At 38.3% G+C, this 21,247-nt stretch carries 17 protein-coding genes and 3 pseudogenes; 11 read left to right on the plus strand and 9 right to left on the minus strand.

The genetic code is table 11. The features are described 5' to 3' along the window. Positions 1 to 60: 60 nt before the first annotated feature. From CZ382_RS00340 to CZ382_RS00355, 4 genes and pseudogenes are all read left to right on the plus strand, one after another. Positions 61 to 477, plus strand: a pseudogene (locus CZ382_RS00340) (DinB family protein); the annotation flags it as partial. A 90-nt stretch (positions 478 to 567) separates the two neighbouring features. Then, positions 568 to 1,020: a DinB family protein gene (locus CZ382_RS00345; protein WP_088050922.1), complete on the plus strand. Its 453-nt coding sequence runs from the start codon at positions 568 to 570 to the stop codon at positions 1,018 to 1,020. Positions 1,021 to 1,405: 385 nt separating this feature from the next. Next, positions 1,406 to 1,972 carry an AAA family ATPase gene (locus tag CZ382_RS00350; protein WP_088049286.1) on the plus strand — a complete coding sequence of 189 codons (567 nt, stop codon included), beginning with the start codon at positions 1,406 to 1,408 and terminating at the stop codon, positions 1,970 to 1,972. 322 nt (positions 1,973 to 2,294) lie between these two features. Continuing rightward, a complete protein-coding gene (locus CZ382_RS00355) occupies positions 2,295 to 2,765 on the plus strand; it encodes a GNAT family N-acetyltransferase (protein WP_088049287.1) in 471 nt (156 codons plus the stop codon). A gap of 443 nt (positions 2,766 to 3,208) precedes the next feature. Here the strand turns inward: CZ382_RS00355 and CZ382_RS00360 are convergent. The 3 genes and pseudogenes from CZ382_RS00360 to CZ382_RS00370 form a co-directional block, all read right to left on the minus strand. Continuing rightward, positions 3,209 to 3,571 (minus strand): annotated as a pseudogene (locus CZ382_RS00360) (hypothetical protein). 236 nt (positions 3,572 to 3,807) lie between these two features. Then, a complete protein-coding gene (locus tag CZ382_RS00365) occupies positions 3,808 to 4,356 on the minus strand; it encodes a dihydrofolate reductase family protein (RefSeq protein WP_088049288.1) in 549 nt (182 codons plus the stop codon). A 449-nt stretch (positions 4,357 to 4,805) separates the two neighbouring features. Then, positions 4,806 to 5,336: a TetR/AcrR family transcriptional regulator gene (locus tag CZ382_RS00370; RefSeq protein ID WP_088050923.1), complete on the minus strand. Its 531-nt coding sequence runs from the start codon at positions 5,334 to 5,336 to the stop codon at positions 4,806 to 4,808. 569 nt (positions 5,337 to 5,905) lie between these two features. Here CZ382_RS00370 and CZ382_RS00375 point away from each other — a divergent pair. Next, positions 5,906 to 7,849 (plus strand): efflux RND transporter permease subunit, encoded by a 1,944-nt coding sequence (locus CZ382_RS00375; RefSeq protein ID WP_230856229.1) that lies wholly within the window; start codon positions 5,906 to 5,908, stop codon positions 7,847 to 7,849. 2 nt (positions 7,850 to 7,851) lie between these two features. Then, the gene (locus CZ382_RS00380; protein WP_327365001.1) at positions 7,852 to 9,663 is read left to right on the plus strand and encodes a YhgE/Pip domain-containing protein; all 1,812 of its coding nucleotides are present in this window, start codon (positions 7,852 to 7,854) and stop codon (positions 9,661 to 9,663) included. Between the two features lie 325 nt (positions 9,664 to 9,988). On the opposite strand, the pseudogene CZ382_RS00385 reads toward CZ382_RS00380, so the two are convergent. Then, positions 9,989 to 10,573 (minus strand): annotated as a pseudogene (locus tag CZ382_RS00385) (helix-turn-helix domain-containing protein); the annotation flags it as partial. Positions 10,574 to 11,125: 552 nt separating this feature from the next. Between CZ382_RS00385 and CZ382_RS00390 the strand changes: the two are divergent. From CZ382_RS00390 to hydA, 3 genes are all read left to right on the plus strand, one after another. Continuing rightward, a complete protein-coding gene (locus tag CZ382_RS00390; RefSeq protein ID WP_235000359.1) occupies positions 11,126 to 12,298 on the plus strand; it encodes an APC family permease in 1,173 nt (390 codons plus the stop codon). 46 nt (positions 12,299 to 12,344) lie between these two features. Continuing rightward, positions 12,345 to 13,451, plus strand: coding sequence for a DmpA family aminopeptidase (locus tag CZ382_RS00395; RefSeq protein ID WP_088049292.1), 1,107 nt, complete (start codon positions 12,345 to 12,347; stop codon positions 13,449 to 13,451). Positions 13,452 to 13,807: 356 nt separating this feature from the next. Beyond that, entirely contained in the window at positions 13,808 to 15,229 is a 1,422-nt protein-coding gene (hydA, locus tag CZ382_RS00400; RefSeq protein WP_088049293.1) for a dihydropyrimidinase, read from the plus strand. A 281-nt stretch (positions 15,230 to 15,510) separates the two neighbouring features. On the opposite strand, the gene CZ382_RS00405 is transcribed toward hydA, so the two are convergent. The 4 genes from CZ382_RS00405 to CZ382_RS00420 all read right to left on the minus strand — a co-directional run bounded on the left by CZ382_RS00405 (position 15,511) and on the right by CZ382_RS00420 (position 18,643). Further along, positions 15,511 to 16,110 (minus strand): superoxide dismutase family protein, encoded by a 600-nt coding sequence (locus tag CZ382_RS00405; RefSeq protein ID WP_088049294.1) that lies wholly within the window; start codon positions 16,108 to 16,110, stop codon positions 15,511 to 15,513. A 219-nt stretch (positions 16,111 to 16,329) separates the two neighbouring features. Beyond that, complete coding sequence (locus tag CZ382_RS00410) at positions 16,330 to 17,109, minus strand: ABC transporter permease (protein ID WP_088049295.1); 780 nt, start codon at positions 17,107 to 17,109, stop codon at positions 16,330 to 16,332. Further along, complete coding sequence (locus CZ382_RS00415) at positions 17,106 to 18,032, minus strand: ABC transporter ATP-binding protein (protein WP_088049296.1); 927 nt, start codon at positions 18,030 to 18,032, stop codon at positions 17,106 to 17,108. The genes CZ382_RS00410 and CZ382_RS00415 overlap by 4 nt, the downstream gene beginning before the upstream one ends. Before the next feature lie 5 nt (positions 18,033 to 18,037). Then, positions 18,038 to 18,643 carry a TetR/AcrR family transcriptional regulator gene (locus CZ382_RS00420; RefSeq protein WP_088049297.1) on the minus strand — a complete coding sequence of 202 codons (606 nt, stop codon included), beginning with the start codon at positions 18,641 to 18,643 and terminating at the stop codon, positions 18,038 to 18,040. Between the two features lie 254 nt (positions 18,644 to 18,897). Here CZ382_RS00420 and CZ382_RS23880 point away from each other — a divergent pair, with 254 nt between their 5' ends. Both CZ382_RS23880 and CZ382_RS00425 read left to right on the plus strand, forming a co-directional pair. Further along, entirely contained in the window at positions 18,898 to 19,035 is a 138-nt protein-coding gene (locus CZ382_RS23880; RefSeq protein ID WP_188724966.1) for a hypothetical protein, read from the plus strand. Positions 19,036 to 19,037: 2 nt separating this feature from the next. After that, positions 19,038 to 19,490 carry a sodium:solute symporter family transporter gene (locus tag CZ382_RS00425; RefSeq protein WP_140392706.1) on the plus strand — a complete coding sequence of 151 codons (453 nt, stop codon included), beginning with the start codon at positions 19,038 to 19,040 and terminating at the stop codon, positions 19,488 to 19,490. A gap of 245 nt (positions 19,491 to 19,735) precedes the next feature. Here CZ382_RS00425 and CZ382_RS00430 read toward each other — a convergent pair whose 3' ends face one another. After that, positions 19,736 to 21,175 carry a DDE-type integrase/transposase/recombinase gene (locus CZ382_RS00430; protein WP_088049299.1) on the minus strand — a complete coding sequence of 480 codons (1,440 nt, stop codon included), beginning with the start codon at positions 21,173 to 21,175 and terminating at the stop codon, positions 19,736 to 19,738. Between the last annotated feature and the right edge of the window lie 72 nt (positions 21,176 to 21,247).

The raw sequence follows: 21,247 nt of genomic DNA on the forward strand, positions 1-21,247 counted from the left end.
ACAAACTGAAGCATGTTGGTAAAAAAGCGGCACAACTTTAATTTTTGGAGGTCCTAAAAAATGAGTGCTTTGAAACAGTTTGGCGATACAATTGGTGAATTTTTAGAGTTGAAAAAATACCCTGAAGCAGTTCTTGTAGAACCGATTTCAGAAGGAAAGTGGTCCATCCGAGAGATAGTTGGTCATTTATTGTATTGGGATAAATTCAATTTGGAAACAATGGTACCTTTATTGGCTGAGGGTGTAAAGTTGCCTGCTTTTCCAAATCATGATTTACACAATGAGCAGGCAGTATCTTATTTAAGCAGGTATGAAAATGTGGAAGAAATAATTGATGATTTTGTTAAGACCCGCAAAATGTTAGTTAAAGAATTAACAGAGATTAGTAAGGGTTTAACATTTGAAATTGAAAATGAGCCTTATAACTTTTCACCAGAAAAATTCGTAGAAATATTTTTGGAACACGATGCGCATCATTTAAAGCAGATTAGAGAAAAAATCAAATATAGGAAATTTAAAATCGAAGAAATTCCTGACTATTCTCCGGAAATAGGACAGTTGGTTTCTATGATGAATTATGCAAGATTAACTACATTAAATGCGATTAAAGGGTTAACAATTGAACAATTGGATTATTTACCTTATAGAGACAGTAATTCAATTGGTGCACTATTATTACATATGGCTGCAGTTGAATTTGGCTTTCAAGTTGAACTATTTGATAAAAGAAAGCCAAATAAGCATGAAAGCGAAGAATGGGGAGCTGCCTATCAACTTGGTGATTTAGGCAGAAATCAGATTAAAGGCAACCCGCTTGAGTTTTATATTGAAAAATTAGAAAAGGTACGGAGTAGAACACTTGAGGAGTTTAAAAAAAGAAGTGATGAATGGTTATATGAAGAAGTGTTATGGGGAAACAATTTGTCCAATAATTATTTTATTTGGTTTCATACATTTGAAGATGAGATAAACCATCGCGGGCAAATTAGGATATTAAGAAAAATGTTACCTCATTCCTAATGTTTTTCTTTTTTAAGTAACGTGAGCAGAAGAGGTGGAGAAGACTTTTGTAAGAAAAGCATTGGTATTATCACTAAGAGGAAGGACACCCATAAATAATTCTTTTGCTGAAGAAATGCCATACAGACAAGAAATATTTGACTTTATATCTAATAACTATGCGTTTCATCATTATAGTGATAAAGGGCAAGTATCGTATTAGATGAGATTTATCGAGTGTTTATAAGCTTCGTTAAAGAAAGAACTTGCTGATAAATATAAGTTCGATAGACCAACGTACACCAAGAAAAAAAGAGCCTTTTATTAATTATATTATCGTTAAAGCGAGGTAGGAAATATGTGATTGATATAGAAATAAGTCCTCCTATAGAAAGGAGTTGCAGTCGTGAAAAGGCTAGTGATTATTACGGTTGGTAAAACACATAGCGGTAAAACTACTTTTGCTAGGGCTTTGGAAAAAGAGCTGGACAACTCTCTTGTGGTGGACCAGGATAACCATGCTGAATTTTTAAACACTTATTACAATACCTTACAGCCAAAGCAAGGACCTAATACGCTCAAGCACGCCATCTCGAAGCTGATTGTCGATTATGCTATTGAACAGACTAATTTTCACCTTATTATTTGTAACTCAAATCGAACTCGAACAGGTCGACTGTATCTGCTTGATCAGTTGTTTCATAAAAATGAGTTTATTCGTATTCTTGTCCAATTTAATATTCCGGATCATTTTCTTCAAACTCGAGTCACTCAAAGTCAACGTAGTACGAATATATTTAGAAGTGCCTCTAATTTTGAGGAAGTGCTTACACGGCAACAGGCAGATTCACTAAAAGAAGATGTGGTAGATCCAGTAGAGGGTGAAGCAGACCATTTATTTGTGATTAAAGACAGTGGGGAAGTTGATTCAGTTATTCAGAGAATTGTTCAGATTGCTCAGTGTTTATGTTGATTCTTGGTTCATTGATGACCATTCAAATGATTGAATTTTATTAATTTAAACAGGTAAGTTATGAAATGGAAACATCGCTAATGAGAACAGAAGCTACTTATTCATTGATTTATTTTGTGTATATCCAAAATATATTTCTAAATCAAAGTTTGAGCAAGGATGAATTCAAATTTCCGTACATACCAACAAAGTGTGAGTTTCAGAAAGACTTTAATTGAAGATGATTTAAAGAATTTTTATTCAGGGGAACTGTCATTAACAAATCTTAAAAATTATCTCACTGACGAAGGAGCTATTGTGATTTAAGGAGGGGAAATTATAGATGCATATAAGACTTGCGGAAGCAAAAGACATCAAGCAATTAATCAGAATGAGATGGGATTTTACAATTGAATATGATGAAAGTAAAAAAAGCGAATCATTCAATGAATTTGAAAAGGAATGCCAATCCTTTTTAGAGAATGCACTTAATAGTGGACAATGGTTTATTTGGGTCGCGGAAGAAAATGAAAAAATTGTATCCCATATCTACATAGAATTAATACAAAAAGTACCTCGTCCTGGTAGAATAACACATCCATTTGCTTACATGACGAACGTATATACTATTAAAGAATTTAGAAATAAGGGTATTGGGAGTAAGCTGCTTACAACAATAAATGTGTGGGCTAAAGAACATAAATATGAATTTATTATTGTGTGGCCAAGCGATGATGCAATTAATTATTATAAGAAAAATGATTACGTTCATTGCACAGAACCTTTGGAATATTTTCCTTTTGGGCAAACCTAGGGCTGAAGAGCATAACCGCAAGATATGAAATTTTGCATCGCACATAATCTGGAATTACCGTATAGGGAACCGTACGTACAGTGGTGTAAGAGGGACGGAGGTTAGTCACCTCCCCTATCTCGATTTGCAGCCACCATTAAGGGCCGTTGCCAGTATCCAAATTGAACCATAGTGGCAATAAAAAGGTTGTGAAGGTAGGCAGAAATGAGCCTAGTCTTTGTGAAAGAGGGAAAATGTAGCTTTGAAATAAAGTTTGATCAAAAGCATCTCCCAAAGTCACATTTTTGGGCAAATAGAAAGAACCCGTTTTGAAAAAAAGATTGATCAAAACGGATTCTTTTCTTGTGAATGGGTGTGAAGTTTTTATAAAAAAGTTTGATCATTTTCTATCTATGATCTTCAACAATCCCTTTTCCGGAATATCTAAAGATCACGAAACAGAATTACTTAAGACGGTTCTCCAATGATTCAATTGCCAGTTTAAGTGCAGTTAAGCGACGCTCATTTAATGTTTTTTGAGAACTTCCTTCTTTTGCTTTTGCTATCTGTTTTTCGATAGATGGAATGACACCTTGTAAAACTTCTTTAGAAGTCAATATGATTTATTCGTCATAGGGAAAATCTTCACCACCCCAAGTACCTTTAAGGCTTTCTAAACCAATTTTTACGGCGTTTCGTCTCTTTTTGACAAGGGTTGTATTTGAACCTTTTTCTGTCATGTTTTTATAGGCATTTGAAAGTTTATTAAAAGTCGATTCCAATGATTTAATGGACAAATCCTGGGCTTCTTGGCTAGGAGTCTTCAAATACGAACCTCACTTTTTCTTTTTAATAATCCAACAGTTAATAATTTTCTTATCCGGAAATATGGACATTTAATGAAAAGGATTGAAGTTTTTAAACAACATTATTGTAAATTAAACAACATTATTGTAAATTAAACAACTTTATTGTCACTCAACATGTACATGGAAATATATACGGTGGGACACGTACAATTTCATACTTCCAAATCATCTCGTGCGGATCAGCCACGGGCAGCCTACCGTAGAACGACTACGCCATTGCCAAACCGGCGATCCTCAACCAGATCCAGTTCCTGCCTCACACCGTCCGGGAAGAACCGCTTACCGCCCCCGACCATCACGGGGCACATAATCATCTGGAACTCGTCAACAAGACCGGCCTTTACCGCCTGAGCGGCGAGTTCAGGACCATCAACAGTGATGTCGTACTCGACGTCGGACTTGAGCCGCCGAACCGCATCGGGATCGAAGTCCCGCTTGATCCTCGTCCGTGCGCTACGCGGCTCGGCGAGGGTCCTTGAGTAAACAATTTTCTCGGCAGCCTGCCACTGGCGCGCCCAGTCTAGTACGAACTCTGGTTGGTCAGGGATCGTGTGTGCCGTCTCCCAATAGGCCATCGTCTCGTACATCCTTCGCCCGTAGAGATAGATACCGACCGACGATACGAGTTCGTTAACGTAAGAGTGCACCTCCTCGTCTTCGGGAACACCCCAGCCAAAGTCGCCATGCTTGTCCTCCGTGTAACCGTCCAGCGACGTGAGCATTGAGTAGATCAGCTTAGCCATACATCTCACCTTCCATATGGTATTATTGATCTTCGGTAATTAGGTTTTTATGCCCAATCCCCAAAAAGTACTTCGCCTTAAGACTAACATCTAAACCAGCCAAGTGTTTCTCCTCGATTGCTATTTTGAAAACAAACTTGTTCCACAATATGGCCCGATCGTATTGTGGAATTGTCACAATCCGTCTTATCAATGTAATTGTATCAAATTTTTTATAAATTATCGGACTTTATTCCAAATGATCAATCTTTATTATAAATTATCAAACTTTATTTCAAAGCCACAGAAAAGTATAATAAACGCTGTACCAGATAAAAAATCAATAAAGTGAGAAAGTGTAGCATGCTTCAACGGTATCCTATTAGAATAGGGGCCAGTCCTTTTCCAAATCTACTTAAGAGATAGAGAACTAGGAGACTGGCAACATTTTCGTATTACTGTAAACCGTATCACCTCAATCCACGAATTCCCGTATTAACTAAGTTAATTATTATTTCAGCCATTTCCTTTGGTGATTTATCCATCCCGTTGTTCAACCATACCTTCAACATTTGTATCCCACCACTTACGATAAATGAACTTAAATACTCAGAAATATCCTTATTGGGATGGTTAACAACCTCCATCCAGTTTTTCATGATGAAACGATGAGTGACAACCATAACTTTCTTTTGGAAGGAGGAATCACTATTTTCATTGAGGAGCGTTTGGCATTCATCCTGCTTGGAAGCAAAGTATTCAATCAATTTTTCCGTCATCTGTAAGGCATCATCTTCCTTCTTAACATTGTACGTGCTCAGGTACATACCCATATCCTCGATCAGTTCTTCTTCTATTTGCTCAAGGAGGTCAAACTGGTCGCAAAAATGTGCATAGAAAGTGGAGCGGTTGATATCGGCAAGTTCACATATTTCTTTGACAGTAATTGCAGAAATTTGCTTTTCCTTCAATAATTTCATAATACTGTCCTTTAAAACCATACGTGTATATTTTTTTCGTCTGTCCAATTTATTAGAAGTAATAGGAATCCCTCCTAAATTATTCACGTTTTCCAACACAATAAAACATTGTGTTGAGAAATGGACGTATTTTCTAAAACTGTCTGTTGCAAAAACAACACTGTGTTTTATACAATGATATAGTGAAACTTTTGATATGTCTAGCTACAGCGCCCAGCGACTAGTGGATAACACCCGCCTCCGTATGATAAATCAACATCGATTCGGGTTAAGGAAGGCCGACTAAGGGCGGACTTTGCGTCCAACGTCGGCATATCTCAATGAAGCAGCATGTTTCCTTTATCTCCTGCGAAGGAATGTTCGGTTAAAACCGCCGCTCCTAAGCGTCACACCGATCCGCCCGTGTTGCACGGGCGAGAGTCCTCTAGTCGCTAAACGGGCGCCTCCGCTTTTAAATATGCAAGAAAGGGTGAATTGTTATAGGCATTGCAGCACGAATTATTAAGCATAAAAAGCCCATTGTCATTACTTTTTTAATCATTGCCGTAATCAGTACCATTGCTCAGTTTTCCGTCTCGGTTAACTACAATATGGTAGATTACTTGCCAGAAGATGCACAATCTACGAAAGCAATGGAAGTCATGGATCAGGAATTTGATGGTTCTGTTCCGAATACGCGAGTTATGATTCATGATGTTACCATACAGGAAGCACTTAATTACAAAGATCAACTTGCGTCAATCGATGGAGTATCGGATGTTACCTGGTTAGACGATACGATTGATATAAAAACCCCAATCGAAATGGCTGATCAGGATACTGTAGAATCTTATTATAAGGATAATAATGCGTTATTTTCCTTCAGTATCCGTGAAGGAGATGAAGTGAAGGTTACGGATGCCATTTATGACCTTATTGGAGAAGAAAATGCCATGGCAGGAGAGGCGCTAAATACAGCGACTCAACAAAAGATGGCTTTGACCGAAACCATCTATGCCGCGGCATTATTGATACCGATTATTATAATCATTTTGGTTCTATCCACCAGTTCCTGGATTGAACCAGTATTTTTCCTAACGGCTATCGGTGTTTCAGTATTGATAAATTTAGGAACGAATATATTTCTTGGTGAAATATCCTTTGTCACACAATCGGTGGCACCGATTCTGCAGCTTGCGGTTTCACTCGATTATGCTATATTTCTGCTTCATAGTTTTTCAGATTATCGACAAAAGGTAGCTGATCCTAAGGAGGCAATGCAGCTTGCAGTGAAGCGATCATTTCCTGCGATTGCAGCAAGTGCGTCAACTACTTTCTTTGGTTTTATCGCATTAACATTTATGAATTTTGAGATTGGTTCAGATTTAGGACTCAACCTTGTAAAAGGAATTCTATTAAGCTTTATTAGTGTCATGGTCTTCCTGCCAGCGTTGACACTTATGTTTTATAAATGGATTGATAAAACCCAGCACAAGCCATTACTCCCAAGCTTTAAAAGTATTGGAAATGGCGTTATGAAACTAAAAATACCTAGTTTGATCTTCGTATTTCTTCTCCTTGTACCGGCATTTTTAGCGCAGGGTCAAACTAATTTCATTTATGGGATCGGTGAACAACCAGAATCAACTCGTGCCGGCAGTGATGTAGTAAAAATTGAAGATGAATTTGGGAAGAATACCTCTATGGTTTTGCTTGTTCCAAAAGGGGAGATTGCGAAAGAAGAAGAATTAGTGAAAGACTTAGAGAACTTGGAACATGTGAAAAGTGTTCTATCATATGTCAACACAGTCAGTGCAGCAATTCCTCCTGAATATTTAGATGAATCTGCGAGGGAACAGTTTTATTCAGAAAATTACAGTCGAATCATCCTTCAAACAAATACGGATACCGAGGGAGATACGGCATTTGGCTTAATTGAAGATGTCCAACATTCAGCTGAAAGTTATTATGGAGATGATTTCTATTCACTGGGAGAAAGTGTGACACTGTATGACATGAAAAATGTGGTTCAAAAGGATAATACGGTTGTTAATTTACTAACCGTTATCACGATTGCCATTGTTTTATTGGTTACGTTTAAATCTATTTCTTTTCCTGTAATTCTTCTGCTGACGATTCAGTCGGCTGTTTGGATTAATTTATCGGTTCCTTACTTTACCAATTCTTCTCTGGTCTTTGTAGGATACCTTATCGTCAGTACGGTACAGCTTGCTGCGACGGTTGATTATGGTATTTTGCTGACGGAGGATTATAAAGAGAAACGAAAAGAAATGCCAGCACTTAAAGCAATTAAGAACACCATCGATGAGAAAATTTTCTCGATTGCCATTTCTGCTTCCATTTTATCCAGTGTCGGGTTTATTCTGTGGATGACTTCGTCCAACCCGGTCGTTTCGTCCATAGGATTATTGCTGGGACGTGGAGCATTACTTGCCTTTATTATGGTTGTGTTATTCCTGCCAGCTATGCTATTGGTGTTCGATAAGCTTATAGAAAAAACAACATGGAAAGCAAATTATTATAAGGAGAAATGATGATGAGGAAAAAAATATTACTTGTCTTAGCAACTGTTATCCTTATTTTGCCGTCATTTCTTGTAACTGCTTCTGCAAATGACAGCGAGACGAAGGAAGCTACAGCCAAGAAAGATGGAGAAGTTTCGTCAAAAGATGAAGTGGTATATGCAACACTTGGTGCCACTGGCGACAGGCAAGAAATTTATGTTGTGAATACGCTTGACGTTACAAAAGCAGGAAAGGTTGCTGATTACGGCACCTATTCGAGCATAAAGAACTTAACCGACTTATCAGAAATGAAACAAACTGACAATACGGTACAGGTTACAGCACCTGAAGGGAAGTTTTATTATCAGGGGAATATGAATGACACCGCCTTACCATGGGATATTGCGGTTTCGTACTTTTTAGACGGAAAGGAGATTCCTCCAGAAGATCTGGCTGGAAAAGAGGGTCATGTGGAAATTCGGATAAAGACGTCAGCCAATGAGAAGGTTAATCCGACGTTTTTTGAAAACTATTTATTGCAAATCTCCCTTACGCTCAACTCGGAAATCGCCAGCAACATCAAGGCGGAAGATGGAATGGTCGCCAATGCCGGAAAGAATAAACAAGTGACGTTTACCGTGATGCCTGAAAAGGAAGAAGAGCTGGTTGTGGAAGCGGATGTAGATGAATTTGAGTTAGACGGCATCAACATCTCAGGTGCTCCCTCAACGATGTCTGTGGATGCGCCAGATGTCGATGATATGACAGGTGACATGAAATCCCTGAAAGAAGCCATTGCTGAAATAAACGATGGTGTGGGAGAACTGAATAGTGGAGTTTCTGAATTAAATAATGGTGTCGCGGATTTAAACGACGGTTCCGAGCAGTACAAAAACGGGATTTCCGAACTTGACGGAGCTTCCTCTGAACTGGTGGATGGTTCCAAAAACATTGAAAAGGCTCTTGCTGCATTGAGTAAATCCCTTGGTAATGCGGAAGGGATGGATCTAAGCGGGATTGATGAGTTAGGCAAAGGACTTACTGGAATTTCTGGTGGTTTACACATAACTGCAGATGGTTTAGCAACCCTACAACAGAATTATAAGAAAGCTTACGGTGCACTGGATGCAGCAATAACAGCTATTCCTGCAGATGTTACGACTAAAGAAATAGAAGCATTGAAAAAAAGCAATGCAAATCAAAAAGTTGTTAAGAAACTCCTGGAAACCTACACTGCTGCCCAAACTGCCAAAGAAACCTACTCTAAGGTGAAACAAGGTTTTGCTGCAGTAGATACAACATTAGGGAAAACAATTGATGGACTCACTGAAATGGCTAATAATTTAGATACCATGGCGAACGGGCTTTCATCTTCTCTGGAAAACATGGATAGCATGGAAGGCTTTGCTCAATTGCAGGAAGGAATAGCCAGTTTGTCTGCTAATTATAAAACATTTCACGCTGGTTTAGTAGATTATACGGAGGGAGTGGGCCAATTAGCCAGTTCTTATCAGGACTTGCACAATGGAATTGGAGAACTGTCTGAAGGCACTGGAGAATTGGAAAATGGTGTTGGTGAACTTCACGATGGCACAACGAAATTGCATCAATCCACAAAAGATATACCTGAAGAAATGACAGAGGAAATCGATCAAATGATGGACGAATATGATAAATCCGATTTCGAAGCCGTATCCTTTGTTTCAGCTAAAAACAAAAATGTTAATTCGGTGCAATTTATCTTGAAAACGGAGAGCATTAAATACGAAGAACCGGAGACAACGAAAGAACCAAAAAAGGAAGAAAAAGGAATCTGGGCTCGTTTTAAGGATTTATTTTCATAAAGAGTGAATGAAGGTGCTGACCCTGATGAGGGGAGGCACCTTTTTGTATTGGAGAATTCATTGAAATTTTACACTAAAGTTCTTTAGCGATTCCACCCCCAAGATTTAATGGAATACAAAGAATTCTGTTCACCGTATTAAAGAAGGTTTTCCACAACTTGTCGCAAATATAAATGACAACAAAACTGTAAAAAGTATTCTTCCACCGCCAGTCCAATAGAAATAAGGGGGAGTTGAATGGTGTTCCTTTGAAAATGGGAATAAGTTACTCATTATGCGTACTTTAAATTCCTAGGCGAAGCTTAATAACCTGCGAATCCACAGATTAATTAATGGGTCCGTTTTTATATTGCTTTGGGGTCACACCTGTAAACTTTTTAAAGATCTTTGTAAAATAACTCTGATCATGAAAGTTCAAGAGGGTGGATATTTCTGTTAAGGAATGAGATGTAAACGTGATTAAGTTTTTTGCTTCCTCTACTTTAGCTTGTTGAATAAATCTTGTTAAGGTAATCCCCACTTCTTTTTTAAAAAGATTAGATAGATAGTTTGGATTCATATTGACCAATTTAGCAAGGCCGGATAGCGTAATATGTTCGTACAGATGGGCATATACATAATTCAGGCACATGTTAATCGGTTTGGAATTCTTCATGTTCTTTGTTATTTGAACGCGCTCGGTGAAATCCAAAAGTGCCTTCTCGATTAATTGAGTGACTGCTATATGTTCATTCAATTCCTCCAGTTTCTGAATGAACAAATCACTAAGGGTGAAGGCAATATTATGATTAAGTCCGCCGTCAATGGATGCTCTGGTGGCGAGGGTGATGCCCACAATTGCGGAATTTTTTAGGTTCTGCAGTTGACTTGTTTTTGAAAGCACCCCTATTTCCCCTTTCTTTGGCAATTCAGAAAATCAAGATGCTCGCGGATTAGCTGCTGTATCTTTTCATTGTCAACGCTTAAACCTTCCCTTAGCGGTCTAGACATTCCTTCTGTCCTAATTGTGTAGAATTAGGCCATCACCATATTTCTGCTAGTTTTGATGAAAGACATGCAATAACAATAAATTGAATTTAAAAATGGCGATGAATAATACACTGCCGATTTTTTGTTTTGCTGCTCCTGTAATAATTATTCATAATGTCTATTGACACGCTGTACATATGTTACATTTTGTTTATTGTTGACTGAGCTTTTAAACATTAACATGTACTCATAATGAAAAAGCCTCTTTTCATTATTAAATAATATTGCTAAGGGAGGTAATTTTTAGTGGGTTTAGTCCAAAGAGATAATTTAAATCAGAGTAATTCGACAAGCCTAAGTCGTTCATTAACATTATTTCCATTAGTAATTATGGGTTTAGCTTATATGATCCCAACAGCAGCTTTTACCATTTGGTGTGGTATCAGTTATAACGGAAGGGAGAGTTCCAGCGGCATATGTTGTAGCATTAATTATGATAGCGTTTACAGCCTATAGTTACGGGAGAATGGTGAAAGTTTATCCTTCCTCGGGTTCAGCTTATACATATACACAGCAGTCAATTAGTTCTCATTTGGGATTTCTTGTGGGTTGGACAGTCATGATGGATTATTTATTTCTTCCAATGCTTAATGTCTATGTCACAAGTGTTTTTATGTATTCTGTAATACCAGCTGTTCCATTTGGTATTTGGATAGGATTATTTATTATCCCCGTTACAATTATCAGTATAAGGGGTATTAAGATTAGTGCTAATTTTAATACGCTTTTCATCCTGCTTCAAGTAGTATTCATTATTGTGTTTATATGTTTATCAGTTTACCAAGTTTTAACACATCAAATGGGCGTTGGCTTTTCACTTAAACCATTTTATAATTCAAGTCTTACATTCTCTCCCGTTTTTCAAGGGGCCTCCATTGTTGCTACAAGTTTTTTAGGATTTGATGCAGTGACAACTTTCACTGAAGAAACGAAAAATCCTAAAAAAACAGTTCCAAGAGCAATATTTCTTGTTGCTGTATTAGGTGGTATTTTCTTCCTTCTCATAACATATACGATGACTTCAGTTTTTCCTGATTTTACCGCATATAATGATGTAGATGCAGCTGGTGCAGAGATAATTTCAGCTTTTGGCAGTACGTTTTTAACGTCGTTATTTATTGCAACACTTATAACTGGTAATGTAGGTGGGATATTGGCTGCCCAATCCAGTGGCGCTCGTTTATTATATGCTATGGGCAGGGATGCAGTACTTCCTGCCAAAGTTTTTGGGCACCTGCATTCCAAATATAAAACTCCTGTTTTTAATATTATAATCGTAGCGATCATTTGTCTTGGTGCATTTTTTATAGATTCAGACCTGGGATTTTCATTAGTGAATTTTGGAGCGCTTTTTGCATTCACATTCGTCAACTTATCCGTGGTTTTCCATTTTTATATCAAAAATAAACAACGGAATCTAAAGGGAACGATTTCCTACCTGATTATACCACAAATTGGTGCAGGTCTGACCTTTTGGATTTGGGTAAACCTAAGCAAGGAAGCTCTTATCGCAGGGGGGATTTGGGCATCTATCGGCATAGTATATCTTCTAATGCTAACAAAAGGTTTTACTCAAAAGCCACCACAATACAAGTTTAAAGATTAAAATGAATAGTGCGAATTTTATAATTATATTAAATGGAGGTCATTAAATGACAAAAATTTATAGAGCTCGTGATTTAGGACTGCCTTTTCCAGGTGAAACCGGAATATATAACGCAATTACTGATGTACCAGGGGTAGAAGTTGGGTTTACTACAATAATGGAAGGCGAAGGTGTTTTAAAGGTGGGAGAAGGCCCTGTTCGAACTGGTGTTACAGCCATTTTACCGCGAGGAATAAAAGATCGAATGCAGCCAATTTGGGCTGGACATTACAATCTAAACGGTAATGGAGAGATGACTGGAACGCATTGGATAAATGATGCTGGTTATTTTATGAGCCCAATTTGTCTGACTAACACGCATTCTGTTGGGATTTCCCATCATGCAATAACCAAGTGGATGATTCAAAATTATAAAAAGCAGTTTCATGAAGAGCATCTTTGGGCAATGCCTGTTGTTGCTGAAACATATGACGGGGTACTTAATGATATTAATGGGCAGCATGTTACTGTAAAGCATGTATTAAGTGCAATACAATCAGCAAAGTCCGGACCGGTTTCTGAAGGGAATGTCGGTGGAGGAACGGGTATGATTTGCTATGAATTTAAAGGAGGTACTGGCACCTCTTCGCGTGTTGTAGACATCGATGGAGAAATATACCATATTGGAGCTCTAGTACAGGCTAATCATGGCATTAGGGATTGGCTGACTGTTCTAGGTGTACCGGTTGGTAAGCACTTGATTGCGAATCAATTATTAACTGAGGAACAAGGTTCGATAATAGTAATAATAGGTACCGATATTCCTATGCTCCCTAACCAATTAAAAAGGGTAGCAAAACGTGCAGCAATAGGAATTGGAAGAAACGGTACACCGGGCGGGAATAATTCAGGGGATATTTTTCTGGCTTTCTCAGTAGCGAATGAAAAAGAAATTCCACAGGTATCAAAGAAAAAAATGAATATGGAATTTATAAATGATGAAGCATTTGATCCTATTTATGAGGCGGTTTGCCAAGCAGTAGAAGAATCTGTTGTTAATGCAATGGTTGCAGCAGAAACTATGTCTACATTAAAACCATATGGAAAGCACGTACATGCGATTGATCATGAACATTTGATTGAAGTCATGAAAAAATATAATAAAATTGTGTGAAGCTAATAATCCAGAAGTTAAAAAGTGTAACCCCCACCATATTCATACTGATACTTCAAGAACCGATTTAAATTTGTTTTGGGTTTAAGATTAAAACTTATTTTAAATAATTGAAGTTCATTAACTTAATTTTAATACATATTATTAGATAATAGAGGGTGAGTATATTGAATACCTAAGTGACTGGTTATATAATCTTAGTGGTTTTTGCCATCATCCTAATCGGTATTTCCTGCTTAATTAATACGAATAACAAGTTAAACCGTTACTTCATGAAGTAAAACATTTAGCTGTAAAGACAAAGGGGAAAAATCAACCATTTGTTAAGCACTCACAAATTTTCGGAGGAGGATATCATGCGTACATTAATTAAAAACGGAACGATTGTAACCGCTATCGATGAATTTGTTGGAGATGTATTAGTTGAGGGAGAAAAAATAATTGCGGTCGGGGCACAGTTAGACGCAACTGCTGACGAGATTATCGATGCTAAGGGGAAATACGTCCTTCCAGGTGGGGTTGATCAACATGTCCATTATTCCTTTGAATTTAAAGGGGAGCGAGTAAGAGGGTTTGAAACCTCGAATGCTGCTGTTGCTGGTGGAACCACAACAGTTGTAGAATTTGTCAATCAGGAACAGGGCAAAGGAATGGCGGATACGATTTTTGAAATGGACAAAAATGAAGTTGCTCCCCAGGCCATGGCAGATTATTCGTACCATGCTGTTGTATGTGATCCAGTAGATAAGACATTCGAGGAAATTGCCGATTTGCCTAACAGGGGTATTTCCACCGTTAAATTGTTTATGGCCTATAAAGGGATGCCGTTTCATAGTGATGATGAGGCCCTTTACAAAGCATTAAAAGCGGCGAAGGAAGCTGGAGTTACCGTTATGGTCCATTGTGAGAATGCTGATGTGATCGACCTGCTGCAAAAGAAACTTGTCGCTGAAGGTAAGACGGATCCATATTACCATGCAGTTTCAAGACCAGCAAGGGTGGAACTCGAAGCAACCCAGCGCGTGATCAATCTGGCGGCTATGGTAGAAGCCCCCGTTTACATTGTTCATGTCACAGCTAAAAGTGTTATGGAAGCCATCCGGTCTGCCAAAAACGAGGGACTGCCGGTTTATGGTGAAACTTGTGTCCAATATCTGATGCTTGAGGAAGATGACTTAGCTAAACCAAACTTCGAAGGGGCTAAATATGTGATGTCACCGGCTTTACGTACCAAAGCCGACCAAGAGGCCTTATGGGAGGCGGTTGACAATGGCTGGCTAAACGCCATTAGCACCGATCATTGCGGGTTTGACTGGGAATCACAAAAACATATGGGAATCGATGATTTTACCAACATCCCAAATGGTGCACCTGGCGTAGAAAACCGCTTAGGCATTCTTTGGACATACGGTGTCAACACCGGAAAGATCTCCAGACAGCGGTTTGTTGACCTATTTGCAACCACGCCAGCCAAGAACATGGGGTTAGACCATTGCAAGGGGCATATTGGCGTTGGTATGGATGCGGATATCGTTTTGTATGACCCGAATGGATCGTCCGTTATTTCTAATGAAAACAGTTTGCATGGTGTTGACTATAGTACGTTTGAAGGGTATAAACAGGAAGGAAAAGTGGATAAAGTATTCCTGCGCGGGAAGCTTGTAGTTGATGAAGGTGAATTTATTGGTGAAAAAGGCGATGGCAAGTTCATTCCTGGAAAACCGTTTGCGCTTTGTTTTGATGACGCACAAGCTGCTAAAGAATTGAAGAACGTGTGACATTGAACATTGGTGGTATGCAATAGTCCGTAAAAGGGGTGGTCGACAAAAGTATCTACCCTTAACTGTAGTAATTGTCAAGACCAAATTTTATAAAAACCTTAACATAAAAAGATAATCAACATACTAGTCATGGCTAATATGTTGATTATTTTTTTAATTGAATAAACATACTTTTATCACTTTCAGCCCCTAGTCTGAAGGATTTGAGTCCAAATAATAAGTGTGTTGTTCGTTTTTAGAGTTCAGCGTTTTGTTATGTCTCAGGCTCAAATCGTCTGTCATTTATTGATTGCACCACATGCGAATCGATCACCGGCATCTCCTGAAGGCTGTGATTTGCCATCATCAGCGCCTTCATGAATGACAATAGCTGTTCCGCCATCGCCAAATAGGGAGTTGTCTTTACCTTCTTCCAGTGTTACCTTTTCAGCGATAAATGATTCGTTCACTGTACCATCTTTACCTACTACAATATTGGGTAAATCTCCTGCATGCAGCCCGTCCGGGTCATCAAAGCCATGATTGGAATCCTCAGGGTTGAAATGACCTCCAGCTGATTTAAAGTCCGGCTCTTCACACTGTCCTGTTTCATGGATATGAAATCCGTGTGTGCCACTTGGGATATCATGTCCTTCAAGGGTAATTTTAACTCCCTTAGACACCTGTTCCAATGTTGTAGTACCAACTGATTCCCCATCTCCATTTTTTAAATCAACTTGAACTGTTTGATTATCATCATCCTTCTTCTCATTTTGGGTATTGTCATCCGCTCCACCCGTATTATCCTGACTGTTTGATTCATCATCCGCATTTCCACCACATGCAGTTATGACAAGCATAATGGTTAATAGCAACAAAAGAAAAGCCCAGCGCTTCATGTTTAATATCCCCTTCCAATTCTAAACCTTATTAGTAAGATTATCCCTTAAATATAGAAGCACTAAACCTTTCACATAACAATTCGTTCTTAAGGACTACAAAGTGGGTATTGGAAAATAGTGTGGGAAGGGGGTTAAACAGTACAAATAACAAGTGTAAAACTCGTTAATATTTGTTATCAACAAATTCACATGATGTTAGTAACATTATTGTTTCTCTTAATGCTGGTCTGCCAAAAGCCACCAATATAGTGTACTTAAAACCCCTAATAAACTCGTAATGAAAATAATTAATAAACTCCCCCAACCTAGAGCACTTTCTCCCGCTGTTACACCGCTATAAAGAGCTGGTACAGCCCATGGAAAGTATTCGCCAAAGCCAGCAATTGCAACAATTTGAGAAAGAACAAGCGTAAAAATAACAAATCCTAATGGAGCTAAATATCCTCCACCGTAACTTGCAAAGAAAGCGACTGGTGTACATAGGGCTATCGTTAAAATGGTAACTACTACCAGTATATAAAGACCATGTGTAACGATTGTTGAAGACCATTGTGTGAGCCCGATAATCCACCCAATGAAGAAACCAAGCGTCACAACATATGTACTTAAAATAGTATTCGTTAGGAAAGCTGCTATAAATTTGGCCATCACAATAACTGCCCTAGAATAAGGGAGTGCTAAGAGGTCCTTTACTGTGTGGTCAGCGTATTCTCTCCCAAATATCCAGCTTGTGACAAACCCAAAGATTAAAATCCCGCCTACTGCAATTATTTGGGCGTGTAAACTTATATAGGATGGCCAATTTGCTTCTCCTGCAAATTGGGCTTTGGCTTCGAGCAAGCCGGAGCTTTTTAAAAGTTCCGGACTTTTTAATACAACCATAAAAAATCCGGCCATTAAAGGTGCAATCGTAAAAGCTGCCGCGGTAATCCAAATTACTTTGGACTTGCAAATTTTAAGTCCCTCAGCCTGTAATGCAGTAAGGAAATAGCTCATTGCAACATTTCTCCTTTCCCTTTGATAATTCTTAGAAAATAGGATTCCAAGTTCTCTTCTTCCACTGTCAATCTAGTTGGGGGAAGTCCCTCATAAACAAGAAAACGGGAAATCTCGTCTGGATGTAGGATGGCTTTTTTATTGTATGTCTCAATCAAGCCATCTTTATTTAAAACTGAGAAATACCCGGCTTTTGACATTTTAGATGCAGCTGACTTGTTATCTTGAGAATCAATGGTAAGACGTTGATTAAGAAGTTTGTTTAGTTTGGTTGATTCGATTTCTTGTATCAGCTCCCCTTCATGAATGATACCAATTTTGGTAGCAATTTTGGCTACTTCATCGAGAAGGTGACTAGAGATTAAAATTGTGACCCCCTTGTTAAAAGCCAAGTCTTGAAGTAAATCTCTTATCTCAACTATCCCTGCTGGATCTAATCCGTTAACAGGTTCATCCAAAATTAAAATTTCAGGTGTATGCAGAATTGCTTTGGCAATACCTAGACGTTGGGCATTACCTAAAGAGAGGTCTTTCGCTTTTTTTCGGGCATATCTTGTTAAATTAAGTTGATTCATCACCTCTGATACCTTATTTTTGTTTGAAATCAATCGAAGGCGGCGATAGATTTCAAGATTTTCCTTGACAGTGAGTTCAGGATAAGAATAGGGTGTCTCAACCATATACCCAACTTTTCTCCAGATGCTATGATTTTTAAGACTTACCTTCTTTTCGTTTATATAGCATGTGCCATGAGTTGGTCTGATCAGTCCAAGCAACATTCTGATTGTTGTAGTTTTACCAGCCCCATTTAACCCGATAAAACCATAAATTTCACCTTTATTTATATTTAATGAAATACCTTTAACAGCTTGAAAGCCTTTATAGCTTTTGGATAACCGATTGGTTTGAATGGCTTGATGCATATTTATCACTCCTCCTGAATGATTCCATCGACAATAAGGTCAATAAACAGTTCGATAGTTTCCCGATAGACTGCTGCACCAATTTCTTTTTGGTGAAGCGTAAGTACAAACAAAGAACGCAGTACACCTGCAATGACCTCAGGATTTTCTTCTAGGGTTATCCCTTCAATATTCCATTTTTCAATCAAAGACAATAATGAGTTAGAATCATTTTTGAAGTGTTTCTCTAGTAATTCTGGAGATAGTTTTTTTAGCAAAGCTTCCATATTGCTCCCAAAATACAATTCACGAATTAGTGGATTCGTTTCGATTGTATTGATCATTTGTTGAAGGATACTTTTAATTGCTTTTTTTGGTTGATTTTCCTTGAAAATATTTACATTAGCACATTGCTCTTTTATTTTTTCTTCTTCCATTTCAAGTATCACGAAATATAAGTCTTCCTTTGAATTAAAGAATTTATAAAACGTCCCTGGAGCAATACCAACATTTTTAGTGATTTCAAGGATACTTGTTTTTTGAAACCCAAATTTGCTAAAAAGAATCTTTCCTTGTTCTATAAGAGAATTAGTGATGAATTGCTTTTCATACTCATTAAATCCCCTCGACATCAAAAAACACACCCTTTTTATGAATGTATGAATAAAAAATATTTGTATTCATAAACATTATAAACCTTTTCTATAAATTTTCAAATAACAGATAAAGTATTACAAAAAGTGTTATTTATATTTCTACACGATAATCCGATGCGGTCTTTCTTTAAAGAGCAGGATTGTCCCATGTGTACAGGAATATCTAATTCGTATTGGTTTCCATACATAAATTTGAACTAAACATAATTTTTTCGCGAGGAGGAGAGACGATGTTTAACTTCCCGGTCGATACTTTCTGGTATATCGTTCCATGGCCGTTTATTTGGCTGGCGTTAGGTATCATGATGTATTTTATCAAAAACAGGGACGACAAATTGGAGGAGAATCAAGAAAAGGGGGATGAATAAACGTGGGGTCTGATGTCATTATATTTGTTATCTATCTATTAGTCCTTTTGTGTATCGGTTTATATTTTTCCAAAAAGGCCTCCAAATCACCTGATAGTTACTTGCTGGGTGACAGGAAGGTTGGTCCTGCTGTTACCGCATTATCGATGCAAAGTACCTCCATGAGCGGGTTTATGTTTTTGGGCGGCCCGGCGTTAGCCTTTCAACAAGGTTGGTATGCCATTATGTATGCAATTGGTGATGCGGGCGGTGGAATTATTAATCTATCCGTTTTGGGGAAACGCATGAGGAGGATGTCGGAAATTCTGGGGGCATTGTCGCCGATTGAATACTTGGAAAAGCGTTATGAAAGTGCTGCTGTCAGAGTTGTGGGATCGATCATTGCCACCGTTTTTTTATTTGCTTACGTATTTGCCCAATTTCTTGCTGCGGGCAAAGCTTTGGAGTCTTGGTAGTGTAAAAAGTTCTATGAAAACAACCTCAAAATAAAACTTCCAAATTTTTGAGAGGAGAAAAACTACCGCCATCGCTCTTGACAAACACGACAATGGTTTACATGTGAGGTGTCAAGGGCGAAGGGAACAAAAGAAGGCATGACAAATAAGCCCTTGACTTTTACCATTTTAAACCATTGTCCAGTTCGGTTTGTCAAGAGTTCGCTACGCCGATGGCTAGTTCGTCGGGCTCAGCTAAACAAAAGCTAGGCCGATTGCTGCTCTATCAAGAAGTCCTGAGCCATGGAGATTAGCTTTGTCCATCTTTCCGGCATATTTGGCATTTTTTCAAGTTCCGGGATGATGACAGGAACACTGTATTCAAGTGATGCGTGCGGGCGTAAGAAGTTAAAATACGCCACAAACAACGTCACGTAGGAAACAGATCCTTCCTGGGAACCAAACCCAGTTGTAGCCCTGTAGTTGCCTTTAAACGAGCGATTCAACCGTTCAATGATTTGTTTCAAGGGACGGTATTCCTTGGAAACAGGGTCGTCGTTGGTAAGCCCAATTACCTTATGTATATCGAAGTGAATGCCATGTTGTGCAAAGTAATGCTGGGCTAGAATATAGATTGGGTTGCCGTCAACGACAAACATTAAGTCATCAGGAATTGTCTTGAACTTTTGCAGGACTTCATCCAATGCCTTGATTGCGGATTGTGTATCACGATTTGGTGAAACCGGATAAGACAGGATAATTTTCTTCACCGCATCAAAGAAAAAGAATAAATAATGCCAACGTCCTTTCACGCGGATATAGGTTTCATCACCACAGAAGCTGTTAGATAGTTCATACGGATAGTGATCAACATATGGCTTTGTGATGAGTGCGACACTGTTCATGTAATTCAATATCGTCTGGTGCGAGATTTTAATTTGATGAACATCGTACATCAGTGCAGCTGTTTTTCGGGCAGAGAGACCATAGTTCACATGATACGTTAAAATAAGTCCTAATGTATGTGGTGAAGCATAGATCCGTGAAAGATCCACTTTAGGATTCACTGGTGATTCCTTGGATAAAGGTTTGAAATCAAAGTAAAATTCACGAAAGATATACCGAACCTTAAACGCCTGTGGATCTTGTTTAAAACGTTCTTTTTCTTCTTCGGTCATCTGGTTCAGCTTCTTTTGGTAAAAGGAACAATTATTGTTTTTACACTTGAAAACGTAGAAATCCTTACGTTCTTTGATTCTTTCTAGTGTTTTCAAGCAGTGAGGGCATTTGATAATAGCCTCTTTCAAAAAGCGATTCTGTTTATTAAACAGACAACCACACACTTTACATTGGTATTGCCCTTTGTCACCGTTGTTGGCATATAAATACGAAGCAGGGGCCGAACACTTTGGGCATGTTAACGTCGCTGGCACCTTAACCACACTATTTTTACGGCGAGCGACAGGTTTTAATACTTTACCATGTTTAGCTTGGTATTTCAGGATAAGTTCTTGAAAATCGAGTTTTTCCAGGGTTTCGATGACAGGCATTTCATCGACTTCCAATTTTCTGTAAGGCTTATTAACAGGCTCATCAAATTGAGCTTTAGCGACCGATTTACCTAAAATAATTCCTAAGAGCCCAAAAATAATCTTTTCTTGGTACTTGATATATTGAAGCAAATAGGCTATAAATTGAGGTAACAACTTGTCACTTCCTTTTTGGGTGTTTATGGGTGTGTGGTTACCTCATTAATACCCTAAATTTAAGGGGGTGGC

Source organism: Virgibacillus dakarensis, from assembly GCF_900155625.1.
GTDB lineage: Bacteria > Bacillota > Bacilli > Bacillales > Amphibacillaceae > Lentibacillus_C > Lentibacillus_C populi.